General features: G+C 75.4%; 13 protein-coding genes. All 13 read left to right on the top strand.

The annotated features are described in order from the left end of the window. Positions 1 to 49: 49 nt before the first annotated feature. The 13 genes from gcvP (at position 50) to QSK22_RS14515 (ending at position 15,405) form a co-directional block, all read left to right on the top strand. Positions 50 to 2,923 (top strand): aminomethyl-transferring glycine dehydrogenase, encoded by a 2,874-nt coding sequence (gcvP, locus tag QSK22_RS14575; protein ID WP_285494679.1) that lies wholly within the window; start codon positions 50 to 52, stop codon positions 2,921 to 2,923. A gap of 153 nt (positions 2,924 to 3,076) precedes the next feature. Continuing rightward, complete coding sequence (locus QSK22_RS14570) at positions 3,077 to 4,234, top strand: tetratricopeptide repeat protein (protein ID WP_285494678.1); 1,158 nt, start codon at positions 3,077 to 3,079, stop codon at positions 4,232 to 4,234. A 247-nt stretch (positions 4,235 to 4,481) separates the two neighbouring features. Then, positions 4,482 to 5,237 (top strand): GntR family transcriptional regulator, encoded by a 756-nt coding sequence (locus tag QSK22_RS14565; RefSeq protein ID WP_285494677.1) that lies wholly within the window; start codon positions 4,482 to 4,484, stop codon positions 5,235 to 5,237. Positions 5,238 to 5,340: 103 nt separating this feature from the next. Further along, the gene (locus QSK22_RS14560) at positions 5,341 to 5,898 is read left to right on the top strand and encodes a glucose-6-phosphate isomerase family protein (RefSeq protein WP_285494676.1); all 558 of its coding nucleotides are present in this window, start codon (positions 5,341 to 5,343) and stop codon (positions 5,896 to 5,898) included. A gap of 98 nt (positions 5,899 to 5,996) precedes the next feature. Next, positions 5,997 to 7,037, top strand: coding sequence for an ABC transporter substrate-binding protein (locus QSK22_RS14555; protein ID WP_285494675.1), 1,041 nt, complete (start codon positions 5,997 to 5,999; stop codon positions 7,035 to 7,037). Beyond that, a complete protein-coding gene (locus tag QSK22_RS14550) occupies positions 7,034 to 8,635 on the top strand; it encodes a sugar ABC transporter ATP-binding protein (RefSeq protein ID WP_285494674.1) in 1,602 nt (533 codons plus the stop codon). The genes QSK22_RS14555 and QSK22_RS14550 overlap by 4 nt, the downstream gene beginning before the upstream one ends. Next, positions 8,632 to 9,771, top strand: a complete 1,140-nt coding sequence (locus QSK22_RS14545; protein ID WP_285494673.1) for an ABC transporter permease — start codon at positions 8,632 to 8,634, stop codon at positions 9,769 to 9,771. Before QSK22_RS14550 ends, QSK22_RS14545 begins: the two co-directional genes overlap by 4 nt. After that, on the top strand, positions 9,768 to 11,258 hold the full coding sequence (gene xylB / locus QSK22_RS14540; protein WP_285494672.1) for a xylulokinase: 1,491 nt from the start codon (positions 9,768 to 9,770) through the stop codon (positions 11,256 to 11,258). Before QSK22_RS14545 ends, xylB begins: the two co-directional genes overlap by 4 nt. Beyond that, the gene (locus QSK22_RS14535; protein WP_285494671.1) at positions 11,255 to 12,223 is read left to right on the top strand and encodes an NAD(P)-dependent oxidoreductase; all 969 of its coding nucleotides are present in this window, start codon (positions 11,255 to 11,257) and stop codon (positions 12,221 to 12,223) included. The genes xylB and QSK22_RS14535 overlap by 4 nt, the downstream gene beginning before the upstream one ends. 41 nt (positions 12,224 to 12,264) lie before the next feature. Beyond that, positions 12,265 to 12,894 carry a bifunctional 4-hydroxy-2-oxoglutarate aldolase/2-dehydro-3-deoxy-phosphogluconate aldolase gene (locus tag QSK22_RS14530; RefSeq protein ID WP_285494670.1) on the top strand — a complete coding sequence of 210 codons (630 nt, stop codon included), beginning with the start codon at positions 12,265 to 12,267 and terminating at the stop codon, positions 12,892 to 12,894. Continuing rightward, positions 12,891 to 13,811, top strand: a complete 921-nt coding sequence (locus QSK22_RS14525; RefSeq protein ID WP_285494669.1) for a shikimate dehydrogenase family protein — start codon at positions 12,891 to 12,893, stop codon at positions 13,809 to 13,811. The genes QSK22_RS14530 and QSK22_RS14525 overlap by 4 nt, the downstream gene beginning before the upstream one ends. Next, positions 13,808 to 14,740, top strand: coding sequence for a phosphotriesterase family protein (locus tag QSK22_RS14520; protein ID WP_285494668.1), 933 nt, complete (start codon positions 13,808 to 13,810; stop codon positions 14,738 to 14,740). Before QSK22_RS14525 ends, QSK22_RS14520 begins: the two co-directional genes overlap by 4 nt. Beyond that, positions 14,737 to 15,405 (top strand): HAD family hydrolase, encoded by a 669-nt coding sequence (locus QSK22_RS14515; RefSeq protein WP_285494667.1) that lies wholly within the window; start codon positions 14,737 to 14,739, stop codon positions 15,403 to 15,405. The genes QSK22_RS14520 and QSK22_RS14515 overlap by 4 nt, the downstream gene beginning before the upstream one ends. The last annotated feature ends 81 nt before the right edge of the window (positions 15,406 to 15,486 follow it).

The following is a 15,486-nucleotide window of genomic DNA, read 5'->3' as shown; positions in this document are numbered from 1 at the left end:
GCGGCGGGCGGCCGCCCTGAGCGACCGCAGCAGCCCAGGAGGATCCCCAATGACCGGCCAGTTCTTCGCCCCGGTGGCGTCGCCGCAGCATCCTTCGACCCGGTTCGCCGACCGGCACATCGGGCCGTCCCCGGACGAGCACGCCCGGATGCTGGCGGCCATCGGCTACTCCGGGGCCGAGGCCCTGATCGACGACGCGGTGCCCGCCGCGATCCGCACCGCCCGCCCGCTGGACCTGCCGCCCGCCCTCAGCGAGACCGCGGCGCTGGCCCGGCTGCGCGAGCTGGCGAGCCGCAACACCGTGCTCACCTCCATGATCGGCCTGGGCTACCACGGCACGGTCACCCCCGGCGTGATCAAGCGGAACGTGCTGGAGAACCCCGGCTGGTACACCGCCTACACGCCCTACCAGCCGGAGATCTCCCAGGGCCGCCTCGAGGCGCTGCTGAACTTCCAGACCGTGGTCGCCGACCTGACCGGGCTGCCGGTCGCCAACGCCTCCATGCTGGACGAGGGCACCGCCGCCGCCGAGGCCATGGCCCTGGCGCACCGCGCGTCCAAGCGCAAGGAGCCCGGCACGTTCCTGGTGGACGCCGACGCGCTGCCGCAGACCATCGAGGTGATCCGCACCCGCGCCGTCCCGCTGGGCATCGAGGTGGTCACCGCCGACCTGTCCGGCGGGCTGCCGGACGGCGACTTCTTCGGCGTCCTGCTGCAGTACCCGGGCGCGTCGGGCGCCGTGCGGGACCTGGCGCCGGTCGCCGAGCAGGCCCACGCGCGCGGCGCCCAGGTCGTGGTGGCCGCCGACCTGCTCGCGCTGACGCTGCTGCGGCCGCCCGGCGAGTCCGGCGCCGACATCGCGGTCGGGTCGGCGCAGCGGTTCGGCGTGCCGTACGGGTTCGGCGGCCCGCACGCCGGCTACCTGGCCGTGCGCGACGGGCTGCAGCGGCAGCTGCCCGGCCGCCTGGTGGGGGTGTCGGTGGACGCCGACGGCGCCACCGCCTACCGGCTGGCCCTGCAGACCCGCGAGCAGCACATCCGCCGTGAGAAGGCCACCAGCAACATCTGCACCGCCCAGGTGCTGCTGGCCGTGATGGCCGGCATGTACGCGGTGTACCACGGGCCGGAAGGGCTGGCGGCGATCGCCCAGCGGGTGCACCGCCGCGCCGCCGCGCTCGCCGCCGCGCTGCGGCGCGGCGGCGTCGAGGTGGTGCACGAGGCGTTCTTCGACACCGTGCTGGCCCGCGTGCCCGGCCGTGCCGACCGGGTCGTGGCCGCCGCCCTCGAGCGGGGGATCAACCTGCGCCGCGCCGACGCCGACCACGTCGGGATCGCCTGCGACGAGACCACGCTGCCCGAGCACGTCGCCGCCGTCCTGGAGGCGTTCGGCGTGGACCCGGCGCTCGACGACGACCCGGCCGACGCGTTCCCCGAGCGGCTGCGCCGCGAGAGCCCGTACCTGACCCACCCGGTGTTCCACGCGCACCGCTCCGAGACGGCGATGCTGCGCTACCTGCGCCGCCTGCAGGACAAGGACATCGCGCTGGACCGGTCGATGATCCCGCTCGGCTCCTGCACGATGAAGCTGAACGCGACCACCGAGATGGAGCCGATCACCTGGCCGGAGTTCGCGGACATCCACCCGTTCGCGCCGGCCGACCAGGCCGCCGGATACCTGGAGCTGATCGCCGAGCTGGAGGAGCGGCTCGCCGAGATCACCGGGTACGCCAAGGTGTCGGTGCAGCCCAACGCCGGGTCGCAGGGCGAGCTGGCCGGGCTGCTGGCCATCCGCGGCTACCACGCCTCCCGCGGCGAGGGGCACCGCACCGTGTGCCTGATCCCGTCGTCGGCGCACGGCACCAACGCCGCCAGCGCCGTCATGGCCGGGATGCGGGTGGTCGTCGTCGCGTGCGACGACCGCGGCAACATCGACCTGGACGACCTGCACGCCAAGATCGCCAAGCACCGAGCCGAGCTGGCCGCGATCATGGTGACCTACCCGTCCACCCACGGGGTGTTCGAGGAGACCATCACCGAGGTGTGCGCGGCCGTGCACGAGGCGGGCGGCCAGGTGTACGTCGACGGCGCCAACCTCAACGCGCTGGTCGGGCTGGCCCGGCCCGGGGAGTTCGGCTCCGACGTGTCGCACCTGAACCTGCACAAGACGTTCTGCATCCCGCACGGCGGCGGCGGGCCGGGCGTCGGCCCGGTCGGCGTGCGCGAGCACCTGGTGCCGTTCCTGCCCGGCCACCCGCTGCGCCCCGAGGCGGGCCCCGCCGGCGGCGGGCCGGTCTCGGCGGCGCCGTGGGGGTCGGCGGGCATCCTGCCGATCTCCTGGGCCTACATCGCGATGATGGGCGCCGACGGGCTGCGCGCCGCCACCGAGGGCGCCATCATCGCCGCCAACTACGTGGCCCGGCGGCTGGCCCCGCACTACCCGATCCTGTACACCGGCCGCAACGGGCTGGTCGCGCACGAGTGCATCGCCGACCTCCGCAAGATCACCAAGGAGACCGGGATCACCGCCGAGGACGTGGCCAAGCGGCTGATCGACTACGGGTTCCACGCGCCGACCCTGGCGTTCCCGGTGGCCGGCACGCTGATGATCGAGCCCACCGAGAGCGAGGACCTGGCCGAGCTGGACCGGTTCTGCGACGCGATGATCGAGATCCGCCGGGAGATCCAGCGCGTCGCCGACGGCTCCTACGACCGCGCCGACAACCCGCTGAAGAACGCCCCGCACACCGCCGCGTGCCTGATCACCGAGGACTGGAAGCACGCCTACTCGCGCGAGGAGGCCGCCTACCCGGTGCCGTCGCTGCGCGAGGGCAAGTACTGGCCGCCGGTGCGCCGCATCGACCAGGCGTACGGCGACCGCAACCTGGTGTGCTCCTGCCCGCCGCCGGAGGCGTTCGAGGACTGACCGGAGCGGACCGGCCGGAGCGGCGCCCCGCCCGGCCCGCCGGGGGCGGGTGCGGGGCGCGCCGCGGGACGGCGCGGACACCGATGATCAAGCCCGTCGGTTTTCGTGTCGTCCCGGTTCCGGCGGGCGGCGGCTCGATAGGCTGGGCACCCTATGAGCGACACCTCGGCCCCGCCCCCCGGCGACACCCCGGAGCACCTGTGCGAGGAGGCCCGGCGGCTCGCCGAGGACGGCGAGCTCGACCGCGCCGCCGACCTGTTCGAGCAGGTCCTGGCGCTCGGCGACACCCCCGTCCGGGCCCGTGCCGCGCTCGGCCTGGCCGTGGTGCTCGACGACGCCGGGGACGTGGCCGGCGCCCGCGAGGCCGACCGCGCCGCCATCGCCGCCGGGGACCCCGAGTACGGGCCGCGCGCCGCCTACCACCTGGCGCTCACCCACGAGCGCGCCGGGGAGTACGAGCAGGCCGGGGCCGCCTGGCAGGTCGTCGTCGACTTCGGCAACCCCGCCTACCTGCCCCCGGCGCACCTGGCGCTGGCGCGGCTGGCCGACGACGCGGGCGACTTCGACACCGCCCGCGAACGCTGGGAGCAGGCCATCGCCACCGGCGACCCCGAGTACGGCCCGCTGGCGGCCCACGACCTGGCGCAGCGGCTGCTGGAGCGCGGCGAGCCCGCCCGCGCGCAGCGCGTGCTGACCGCGGGCCTGCGCCTGGTCGACCGCGACAGCGCGCCGCACGCCTACGCGCGGCTGGCGGTGGCGCTCGGCATCGCCTACCTCGACCAGGCCATCGGCGCGTTCACCGCCGCCCTCGGCGGCGAGGAGGACGCCGTGGACCCCGAGGCCGGGCCGCTGGCGATCGAGCTGCTGGCCCGCACCCTGCCGCTGCGGGGGCGCGGCGCCGAGAGCCGGGAGGTGTGGCGGCGCGGCCTGGCCGACCCGGGCGTCGCCGCGCAGGTCCGCGCCCGGCTGCGCCGCGACTTCGGCGGCGACGACGAGGACGCCGACCCCGAGAACCTGTGGTGGGAGCCGGTGCTGGAGCAGGCGGTCTCGGACGGCACGCTGCCCGCCGTGGCCGGTGAGGCGTTCGGCGCCCTGGACCACATGTACTCGCTGCTGGCCGTCCGGTACGCCGACGATCCTGCCGAGCAGCGGCCCGGCGAGACCCACGAGCTGATCGGCCGAGCGGTCCGCGTGCCCAGCGGCTACTCGTGGGGTCCGCTGCTGCACGAGAGCTTCGCCGAACGCCTCCGCCTGGCCATGGGCACCCCCGCGTCCCTGCTTCCCCCGGGCTGGCCCGACGCCGCCGGGTGACCGGCCGGCCCGGAGGGCACGGCGCGCGACCGGCGATCCCGCCCGCCGGTCCGTGAGATGACCGACCGGCCTTCCCGGCCCGGCCTCGCGTCTTCCGCCGCCCGGTCGGACTCCTAGGCCTTCTGCGACGACGCTGCGCCCCGGACCGGCCGGGTTTTCACCGTCAGATGACCGCCTGTCATCCTGATATGACATGCGTGCGATACTGGGGCGCATGGTTGGGGGCCGAATCGATCGCCGTTCGCCGTTGCCGTTCTACGCACAGCTCAAGCAGCTGCTGGTCGAGCGGCTGGAGACCGAGATCGAGCCGGGCGGCAGGCTGCCGGGCGAGATGGCGCTGTGCGAGGAGTACGGCGTGTCCCGGACGGTGGTCCGGCAGGCCCTGGACGAGCTGGAGGCCGACGGGCGGATCGTCCGCCGCAAGGGCCAGGGCACGTTCGCCGCCGCGCGCAAGACCGACGAGGCGCTGTTCCAGTCGCTGACCGGGCTGTACGAGGACGTCCAGGCGCGCGGGGAGGTGCTGCGCAGCCGGGTGCTGGCGTTCTCCCCGGTCCCCGCGCCCGCCGAGGTCGCCGCCGCGCTGGAGCTGGACGAGGGCGAGCCGGTGGTCCACCTGGAGCGGCTGCGGTACGTGGGCGGGGAGCCGTGGGTGCTGACCCGCACCTACCTGCCCGCGGACATCGCGCCGGGCCTGCTGGAGGAGGACTTCACCGAGCAGTCGCTGTACGGCGTCCTGGAGGGCAAGTACGGCGTGGAGCTGGACCACGGGCGGCGGTTCGTCGAGGCCGTGCCGGCGGCTCCGGCCATCGCCGAGGCGCTGGGGCTGCGCCCGCGCGACCCCGTCCTGCTGCTGCACAGCACCGCCTGGGACGTGACCGGGCGTCCCGTGGAGTTCTTCGTCGCCTACCACCGGGGCGACCGCAGCCGGTTCCAGGTGAGCCTGCGGCGGCACCGCGAGCGGCAGGGCGCCGTGCCCAACATGCTCGTGCACGACGACCGCTGACCCCCTCGGACATCCCTCGCCCGGGATCTCACCTGGGCTTTCCGCTTGACATCCTGTCATTACAGGACGACAGTATCCCCTACCGAGACGAAGGAGGTCGTCCTTGCCGCCGTTCGCCACCCCGCCCGTCCCCCCGATGCGGATCACCTTCGACGCCCGGATGGATCCGTCCGGCCCGGTGCTGACCCGCCGCATGTCGGACCTGCGGGGACTGTTCGCCGACACCGCCGCCTGGGAGGCCGCCCTGGCCGAGGACCCGGTGGTCTACGAGGTCGCCTCGTCGCCGGTCCCCGAGACCGAGGGCGAGCTGCCCCAGTCGATCACCACGATCTACCCGGGTCAGGTCGGCGGCGAGTTCCACATGACCAAGGGGCACATCCACCCGCGGCCCCGCGGCGAGATCTACCTGGGCCTGTCCGGCGTCGGCGGGCTGCTGCTGTTCGACGGCGACAAGCCGGAGTGGATCCCGATGGAGCGAGGCACCATCGGCTACATCCCGCCCGGCTGGGCGCACCGCAGCGTCAACACCGGCGACGAGCCGTACCGCTTCCTGGCCGTCTACCCCGGTGACGCGGGCCACGACTACGACTGGGTGCTGCGCAACGGCATGGGCTACCGCGTGCTGAGCGGAGCCGACGGCCCGCGGCTGCGCCCGTTCTGACCTGACCCGACCGGGGCCCCGCCGAAACATCCCCCCGCCCTCCGGGCCGGGCCGCACACCGCCCGGTCCCGTCCCCATCCCACCCCTGAGGAGCGTAAATGGCGCGCATCCGCTATGTGTCCCCCGGAGTCGCCGCCGCGATCGCCGTCGTCGCGATCGGCGCCGGCGTCACCGCGGGCAAGGTCGCCTTCGGCGGCGAGGACGCCGGGCCGGGTTCCGGAACCAGCGCCGTGGCCGGAACCAAGATCGACGTCATCACCAAGGCGACCGACTCGGAGTTCTGGCAGTCGATGCTGGCCGGAGCCAGGAAGGCCGGGCAGGACCACGGCATCCGGCTCGGCCTGTTCGGTCCGACGTCCGAGACCGACATCGACGGCCAGGTCAAGCTGGTGGAGAACTCCATCTCCCGCGGCGCCGACGCGATCGTCCTGGCCTCCAACTCCTCCACCGCGCTGAACGGCGTGGTGGAGCGGGCCCGCAAGCAGGGCATCAAGGTGGTCACCGTGGACAACGCGATCACCGCCGCCAACGACGGGTTCATCGGCACCGACAACATCAAGGCCGGGCAGCAGGCCGGCGAGCGCATGTGCGAGCTGCTCAAGCGCAAGGGCGCGCCCGACGGCAAGATCGTGCACGAGAGCTCGGTGTCGGGGCAGCAGGTGCTGGTCGACCGGTTCACCGGCTTCAAGGAGGGGCTGGCCAAGGACTGCCCCAAGGCCGAGGTCGTGCAGACCCTCGTCAACGACAACGACCTCAACAAGGCCGTCGGACAGGTCGGCGACGTGCTGAGCAGCCGCCCGGACGTGGTCGGCGTGTTCGCCGACAACAACACCTCCGGCACCGGCGCCGCCCGCGCCATCAAGGAGAAGAACGCCGCGGGCCGCGTGGTGGCGGTCGCGTTCGACTCCGACCCGGCCGAGGTGGACGGGGTGCGCGCGGGCACGCTCAGCGCGATCGTCGTGCAGAACCCGTTCTTCTTCGGCTACCAGGGCGTCGTCGAGGCCGGGATGGCGGTGCGCGGCAGCACCCCGCCGGTGAATCTGGACCCGGGCGCCGTGCTCATCGACAAGTCCATGGTCGACAAGCCCGAGTACGCCCAGCTGCTCAACCCGCCGAAGGACAAGGGGGACGGGCAGTGAGCGACCCCGGCGGCGGCACCGCGCCGGTGCTGAGCCTGCGCGGGGTCAGCAAGAGCTACGGGCCCGTCCGCGCGCTGTCCGGCGTGCACCTGGACCTGCACCCCGGCACCGTGCACTGCCTGGCCGGGGAGAACGGCGCCGGCAAGTCCACCCTCATCAAGATCCTCACCGGCGCGGTGCAGCGGGACGCGGGCGACTACGTCATCGAGGGCCGCGGCATGCGCCGCGGGCTCACCCCGGCCGAGGCGCGCGCCGCCGGCGTCGGCGTCGTCTACCAGGAGCTCAGCCTGCTCAACGACCTCACGGTCGCCGACAACCTGTGCATGGGGGCGTTCCCGTCCCGCGCCGGGTTCGTCGACCGGCGCCGCCGCAGCGCCGCCGCCCGCGCCATGCTGGAGCGTGTCGGCCTCGCCGACCTCGACCTGTCCCGGACGGTCGGCGAGCTGCCCACCGCCACCCGTCAGCTGGTGGAGATCGCGCGGGTGCTGTCGCGGGACGCCAAGGTCGTCATCTTCGACGAGCCCACCACCGCGCTGTCCGCCGAGGAGGGGGAGGCGCTGCTGGAGCGGGTCGGGGCGCTGCGGGACGAGGGCGTCGCCGTCCTGTACGTCACGCACCGCATGGAGGAGATGTTCGCCATCGGCGACACCGTGACGGTGCTGCGCGACGGCGCCCACGTGGTCACCCGGCCGATGGCCGACTTCGACGAGGACTCGCTGATCGCGGCGATGGTCGGCCGGACGATCACCAACCTGTACCCGGGGCCGCGCGAGGAGCCCCGCGGCGACGGGCAGGCCCGGCTGGAGCTGCGCGGGCTGCGCCCGGTGGGCTTCCCCGAGCCGGTGGACCTGTCGGTGCGCGCGGGCGAGATCGTCGGCCTGGCCGGGCTGCTCGGCTCGGGCCGCAGCGAGCTGCTGCGCGCGGTGTTCGGCGCCGACCCGGTCACCGAGGGGCGGGTGCTGCTGGACGGCCGCCCCGTGCCCCGCGGGTCCACCCGCAAGGCGGCCCGGCGCGGCATCGGGCTGCTCACCGAGGACCGCAAGGAGTCCGGGCTGCTGCCCGAGCTGAGCATCGAGGAGAACATCGCGATCGCCAGCTGGCGCACCGCCGGGGTGCGCGGGCTGGTGCACGGGCCGCGCCTGCGCCGGCACGTCGAGCAGGCCGCCGACGGGCTGCGGCTGCGGTTCGGCGACTGGGGCGACCCGGTGTCCTCGCTGTCGGGCGGCAACCAGCAGAAGGTGCTGATCGCCCGCTGGCGGGCGCTGGGCGCCAAGGTCCTGCTGCTCGACGAGCCCACCAAGGGCGTGGACGTCGGCGCCAAGGCCGACATCTACCGCATCATCGCCGACCTGGCCGCGGCCGGCCTGGCCATCGTGGTCGTCTCGTCCTACCTGCCCGAGCTGCTGGGCCTGTGCGACCGCGTGGTGGTCGTCCGCGAACGCCGCCTGGTCGCCGATCTGCCCGCCGCCGAGGCCACCGAGGAGAAGGTGCTGGCGCTGGCCAGCCCGCGCGGAGCCGACCGCGTCGCGGCTCCGCCGTCCGCCCCATCCGCCGCGGCACGGCAGCGGCACGACGTCAAGACTGTGGAGTCCTCATGACCGATGTCACCACGGCGCCCCGGCAGGGACGCGGCCGCGGCGCCGCCCGCCGCGAGCCCGACGACAGCGAGATCCTGCGGCTGGGGCAGCTGTTCAACAAAGGGTTCGGCGGCATCGGGATGCTGCTGCTCCTGGGCTTCGCGCTCAGCCTGTCCACCGACGTGTTCCTCACCGGGACCAACCTGGACAACCTCGGCCGCCAGGTGTCCATCTACGCCATCCTCGCCGTGGCGCAGCTGCTGGTCATCCTGACCGCGGGCATCGACCTGTCGGTCGGGTCGGTGGTCGGCCTGTCCGGCGTGGTGGCCGCCAAGGCGGTGTTCGCCACCACCGGCGGCGCGCACGTGCTGTGGGCGGCGCTGCTGGCGCTGGCCGTCGGCGCGCTCGCCGGGCTGGTCAACGGCGTGCTGGTGGCGGCGGTGCGGCTGCCCCCGTTCATCGTCACGCTCGGCATGATGGGCATCGCCCGCGGCGCGACCCTGCTGCTCACCGGCGGGCGCACCATCCAGCCGCTGCCGGACGGGTTCTCCGAGCTCGCTGGCGGCACCGTGCTCGGCATCGCCAACCTGACCTGGCTGATGCTGATCATCACGGTGCTGGTGGGGGTGTTCCTGCGCCGCACCGTCTGGGGCCGGTACGTGTACGCGGTCGGGTCCAACGCCGAGTCCGCCCGGCTCACCGGCGTGCCGGTGCGCGCCGTGCAGATCACCGCCTACACGCTGTGCGGCACGCTGGCGGCCCTGGCCGGGTTGCTGCTGGCGTCCCGGCTCGGCAACGGCGTGCCGACCGCTGGCACCGGGTACGAACTGCAGGCCATCGCGGCCTGCGTCATCGGCGGGGCCAGCCTGTTCGGAGCGCGCGGCACGGCGCTGGGCGCGCTGGTCGGCGCGCTGGTGGTCGGCCTGCTGGACAACGGCGGCACGCTGCTGGGCATCGACCCGTTCTGGCTGCAGATCCTCACCGGCGTGCTGATCCTGGCCGCCGTCGCCGCCGAGCACCTGCGCAACCTGCGTGGACCCCGCTCGCGCGACACCGGCGCCCCCGCGGCCGACGCCGCCGCCTCCGGCACCGGCGACGCGGCGGGCGGGCCCGCCGGGGACGACCGCGAGGCCGCCGGCACCGGGAGGCAGACATGATCATCGCGCATGACCTCGGCACCACCGGCGACAAGGCGTCGCTGCACCGCGACGACGGCCGCCTGGTCGCCGCCGCCACCGTCCGGTACGGCACCCGGTTCGCCGCGGGCGGGGTGGCCGAGCAGGACCCGGCGGACTGGGAGGAGGCGGTCGCCACCGCCACCCGTCGGCTGCTGGCCGACACCGGCACCGACCCCGCCGCGGTGCGCGCCGTGTCGTTCAGCGGCCAGATGATGGGTGCGGTGCTGCTGGACTCCGGCTACCGCCCGGTGCGCCCCGCGCTGATCTGGGCCGACCACCGCAGCTCCGCCCAGGCGGCCCGGCTGACCGCCGAGATCGGCGCCGACGCCGCCTACCGGCTGCTGGGCCACCAGATCCACCCCACCTACTCGCTGACGAAGATCCTGTGGGTGCGCGAGCACGAGCCGGAGGTGTTCGCGCAGGTCGCGCACGTGTGCCTGGCCAAGGACTACGTCGTCCAGCGGCTGACCGGGCGGCTGGTCACCGACCCGTCCGACGCGTCCAGCACCAACGCCTACGACCAGCGGGCGGGCCGCTGGTCGGAGCGGATGCTGGGCGCCGCCGGGCTCGACCCCGCGCTGTTCCCGCAGATCGTCCCGGCGACGACCGTGGTGGGGGAGCTGTCGGCCGCGTCCGCCGAGGCGGTCGGGCTGCGGCCCGGCACCCCGGTGGTGCTCGGCGGCGGCGACGGGCCGCTGGCGGCGCTCGGCGCGGGCGTCATCGACCCCGAGGACGGCGCCTACACCTACCTCGGATCGTCGTCGTGGGTGTCGCTGTCGGCGGCCGAGCCGCTGCACGACCCGGCGATGCGGACCATGACGTTCGACCACGTCGTGCCCGGCCGGTACGTGCCGACCGCCACCATGCAGACCGGCGGCGCCGCACTGGAGTGGGTCGCCGACCTGCTGCGCCCGGACCGCGGCGGCGACAGGTTCGACGAGCTGACCCGCGCCGCCGCCGACGCCGACACCACCGGGCTGTACTTCCTGCCGCACCTGCTCGGCGAGCGCTCGCCGTACTGGAACGCCTCCGCCCGCGGCGTGTTCCTCGGCCTGGCCCGCCACCACGGCCGCGCGGAGATGACGCGGGCCGTGCTGGAGGGCGTGGCGTTCAACCTCTGCACCTGCGTGCAGGCGTTCCGCGAGGCCGGCCACCCGGTGGACCGGGTGGACGCGATCGGCGGCGGCGCGTCCAGCGACCTGTGGCTGCAGATCCTCGCCGACACCTGGGGCGCCACCGTGCGGCGGCGCCGCATCGGCGAGGAGGCCAACAGCCTGGGCGCCGCCGTCACCGCCGCGGTCGGCGCCGGGCTGGTGCCCGGCTTCGAGGTGGCCCGGGACCTGTCGGAGATCACCGCCGAGTTCACCCCCGACCCGGCGCGGCACGCCGAGTACCGGCGCCGCCACGCCTCCTTCCTGGACGCCTACCGACGGCTCGAATCGTGGTTCGAACAGGAGAACGGATGAACGGCACCGTCCTGGTCACGTCCCGGTCGTTCGGCCGGGGCCGGGCGGACTGCGAGCGGCGGCTGGCCGCCGCCGGACTGCGCGTGGTGCGCGGCTCCACGGCGCACGACCTGGACGCGCTGCGCCCCGTCCTGGCGGACGCGGCCGCCTGGATCGCCGGCACCGCGCCGATCACCGACGAGCACCTGGCGGCGGCCCCCGGGCTGCGCGTCGTCGCCCGCTACGGCGTCGGCGTCGACAACGTGGACCTGCGGGCCGCCGCCGCCCGCGGCGTCACCGTCACCAACACCCCGGGCGCCAACAGCGAGGCCGTCGCCGACCTGGCCGTGGCGCTGCTGCTGGCGGCGCTGCGCGGCGTCGTCGCCGGCGACCGGGACGTGCGCGGCGGCGACTGGCGCACCCGGCGCGGCCGGGAACTGGGCGCGCTGACCGTCGGCGTGGCCGGGTACGGCCGCATCGGCCGCGGCGTCGCCCGGCGCGTGCGCGGCTTCGGCGCCGAGGTCCTGGCCTACGACCCGTACGCGCCCCCTGGCGCAGCCGACGGCGTGCGCCCGGCCGGAAACCTTGCCGAACTGGCCGAACGGTGCGACGCGGTGTCACTGCACGCGCCCGGCGGGGCCGTGCTCGTCGACGCCGCGTGGCTGGCGCGGCTGCGCCCCGGCGCGGTGCTGGTGAACACCGCCCGCGCCGACCTGGTCGACGAGGCCGCCGTCGCCGCGGCCCTGCGCGACGGGCGCCTGGCCGCCTACGCCGCCGACACCCTGGCGGGCGAGGGACGGCACGACGGCGCCCGGGCGGGCGGCCCGCTGCTCGCGCCCGACCTGGCCGACCGCGTGGTCGTCACCCCGCACATCGGCGCGCAGACCGTCGAGGCCGTCGACCGCATGGGCCAGGGCGCCACCGACGCCGTCCTCGACGCGCTCGCCGGACGCACGCCCGCCCACGTGGTGCCCGCCCCCGCCTGACCATTGGCACCCGACCCCCGCCATCCCCCGGAAAGGAAAGCATGTCCCTCGACGATCTCCGCGCGACCGGTGTGATCGCCGTGCTGCGCGCGCCCACCCCCGACTCGGCGCTGCAATGCGTGTCGGCTCTGGTGGAGGGCGGCATCACCGGCATCGAGATCACCTTCAGCACGCCGGACGCGGCCGCGGTGATCGACAAGGCGCGGCGCGCACACCCCGAGGCGCTCGTCGGCGCCGGAACGGTCCGCACCGCCGAGCAGGCCCGCGCGGCCGCCGACGCCGGCGCCCGGTTCCTGGTCAGCCCCGGCACGGACGACGGCCTCGCCCGCGCCATGCTCGACACCGGCCTGACCACCCTGCTCGGCGCCCTCACGCCCAGCGAGCTGATGCACGCCGCCGCGCTCGGCGCCCACGCGGTGAAGATCTTCCCGGCCTCGCTGGGCGGCCCCGGCTACCTGCGGGCGCTGCGCGGACCGTTTCCGGACGTGCCGCTCGTGCCGACCGGCGGCGTCGCCGCCGGCAACGTGGCCGACTGGCTCGCCGCCGGCGCGTCGGCCGTCGGCGCCGGGGGAGAACTGGCCCCCTCGTCCGCGATCGCCTCCGGCGACCTGGCCGAGATCACTGCGCGGGCCCGCGCGTTCGCCGCGGCCCTCCGGGAGGCCCGGTCATGACCGCGCCGAACGGAGACGGGCCCGTCATGGAGTTCATCGGCGTCAGCACCGGCCAGTCGTCGATCATGCGGGTGTTCCCGGCGTGGGCGCGGGTCCTCGGCCTGGACGGCGCCCGCCTGGTCGGCCGGGACATCCCGCTGGACGGCGACCCCGCCCGCTACCGGCAGGCGGTCGCCGCCATCCGCGACGACCCGCGCCGCCGCGGCGCCCTGGTCACCACCCACAAGATCGCCGTGTACCGGGCCGCCGCCGACCTGTTCGACGAGGTCGACGAGTTCGCCGCGCTGTGCGGCGAGATCTCCTCGATCTCCAAGCGCGACGGACGGCTGATCGGGCACGCCAAGGACCCGATCACCGCCGGGCTCGCCCTGGAGGAGTTCCTGGCGCCGGACCACTTCGCGAAGACGGGCGGGCATGCGCTGCTGCTGGGCGCGGGCGGGGCGGGCACCGCCATCGCCTGGTACCTGGCGAACCGCGCGGACGCCCCCGCCGAGATCGTCTGCACCGACGTGGACGCCGGGCGGCTCGACGCGCTGCGCGGCGTCGTGGCCGCCGCCGGCGGCTCCCGCCTGGTCACCCGCCGCGCCGAGGGCCCCGCCGACGACCTGCTGGCCGCCATGCCGCCGGGCAGCCTGGTCGTCAACGCCACCGGCCTGGGCAAGGACCGGCCCGGCTCGCCGCTCGGCCGCGGCGCCGCCTTCCCCCGCCGGGCCGTGGTGTGGGAGCTGAACTACCGCGGCGAGCTGGACTTCCTGCGGGCCGCGCGCGAGCAGAGCGGACGCGCCGGGCTGCGGGTCGAGGACGGCTGGCGGTACTTCGTGCACGGCTGGTCGCAGGTCGTCGCCGAGGTGTTCGACGTGACGCTGACCCCGCAGCTGGTGGACGAGCTGTCCCGCGTCGCCGCGGAGGCGCGGTGATCAGGACCGCGCTGGGCGACATCGCCGCCGCCGACCTCGGCCGCACCGACTACCACGAGCACCTGTTCCAGGTCAGCCCGCTGCTGCCGGGCGACGAACTGGACGACGAGCAGCGCAGCGGCCGGGAGGCGGCCCGGCTGCGCGCCGCCGGGATCGACGCGATGGTCGACGCGACGCCGGCCGGCCTCGGCCGCGACGCCGAGGCGGTCGCGCGGATCTCCCGCTCGACCGGGCTGCGCGTCGTGCTCACCACCGGCGCGCACCGCCGCGCGCACTACCGCGACGGGCACCCGCTGCTGGGCATGGACGCCGCGGCGCTCGGCCGGCTGTTCACCGCCGAACTGACCGAGGGCGTCCGCGACGACGCCGCATTGGCGGCGCCGCGTCCGCACGCGCCCCGGGCCGGGCTGCTCAAGGCCGGCATCGGCTACTGGTCGATCGGGGACTTCGAACGGCGGGTGCTGGACGGGGTGGCGCAGGCGCACCGCGCCACCGGCGCCCCGGTGATGGTGCACCTGGAGCACGGCAGCGCGGCGTTCGAGGTGCTCGGCGTCCTCGGCGACGGCGGGGTGCCCGCGCACCGCGTCGTCCTCGCCCACGTCGACCGCAACCCCGACCCCGGCCTGCACGCCGAACTCGCCGCCGCGGGCGCCTACCTGGGCTACGACGGCATGGCGCGGCACAAGTCCTGGCCCGACTCGGTCATCCTGGACTGCCTGCTGCGCACCGCCGAGCTCGGCGGCGCCGACCGGCTGCTGCTCGGCGGCGACGTCGCCCGCCGCACCCGCTACCTCGCCTACGGCGGCATGCCCGGCCTGGAGTACCTGCCCGCCCGCTTCGTGCCGCGGCTGGAGCGCGCCGCGGGCCCCGGCCTCGTCCGGCGCGTCCTGGTGGACAACCCGGCCCGGCTCCTGGACTGGACGCCGTGACCGGTCCGGACGGGCACGCGTTCGCCGGGATCGCCTTCGACTGCGACGGCGTGCTCGCCGACACCGACGAGCCGTGGGCCGACGCCGAACGCGCCGTCGTCGAACGCCGCGGCGGGCGCATGACCGACGCGCTGCGCGACGCCACCCACGGCCTCGGCCTCGCCGCCACCGTGGAACTGCTGGCCACCGCCATCCCCGGGCCCGTCGACCATGCGGCCCTGCGCGAGGAACTGCTGCGCGAGGCGGCGGCCCGCGTCGCCCGCGCGCCCGCCGCCCTTCCCGGCGCCGTCGAGACCGTCGCGGAACTGGCGCGGCACTGGCCGGTCGCGGTCGTGTCCAACTCGCCCGCCCAGGTGCTGCGCCCGCTGCTGGCGGCCATCGGCGTCCTGGACCTGGTGCGCACCACGGTCGCCGCCGACGAGGTCGCCGAACCCAAACCCGCCCCCCACCCCTACCTGGAGGCGGCGCGCCGCCTCGGCCTTTCGCCCGCGCGGATGCTCGCCGTGGAGGACTCGCCGACCGGCGTGGCCGCCGCGCGCGCGGCGGGCTGCCCGGTCACCGGCATCACCGCGCCCGGCCGCCCGCACCTGGCCGACGCCGACCGCGTGCTGCCGGACCTGCCGGCGCTGCGCCGCTGGCTGCTCGACCCGCCGGTACCGCGGTAGACGCGCCCCCGGTCCGGCCGTCAGGGGAGCCGCGGACGACCGGCCTGCCGATGTCGGCTTGTGACAATTCTCATATAAAAC

Source organism: Actinomadura sp. NBRC 104425 (assembly GCF_030269545.1).
Taxonomy (GTDB): Bacteria; Actinomycetota; Actinomycetes; order Streptosporangiales; family Streptosporangiaceae; genus Spirillospora; species Spirillospora keratinilytica.
The sequence above is the reverse complement of the archived record's forward strand: the minus strand, read 5'-3'. Positions and strand labels throughout refer to the sequence as shown.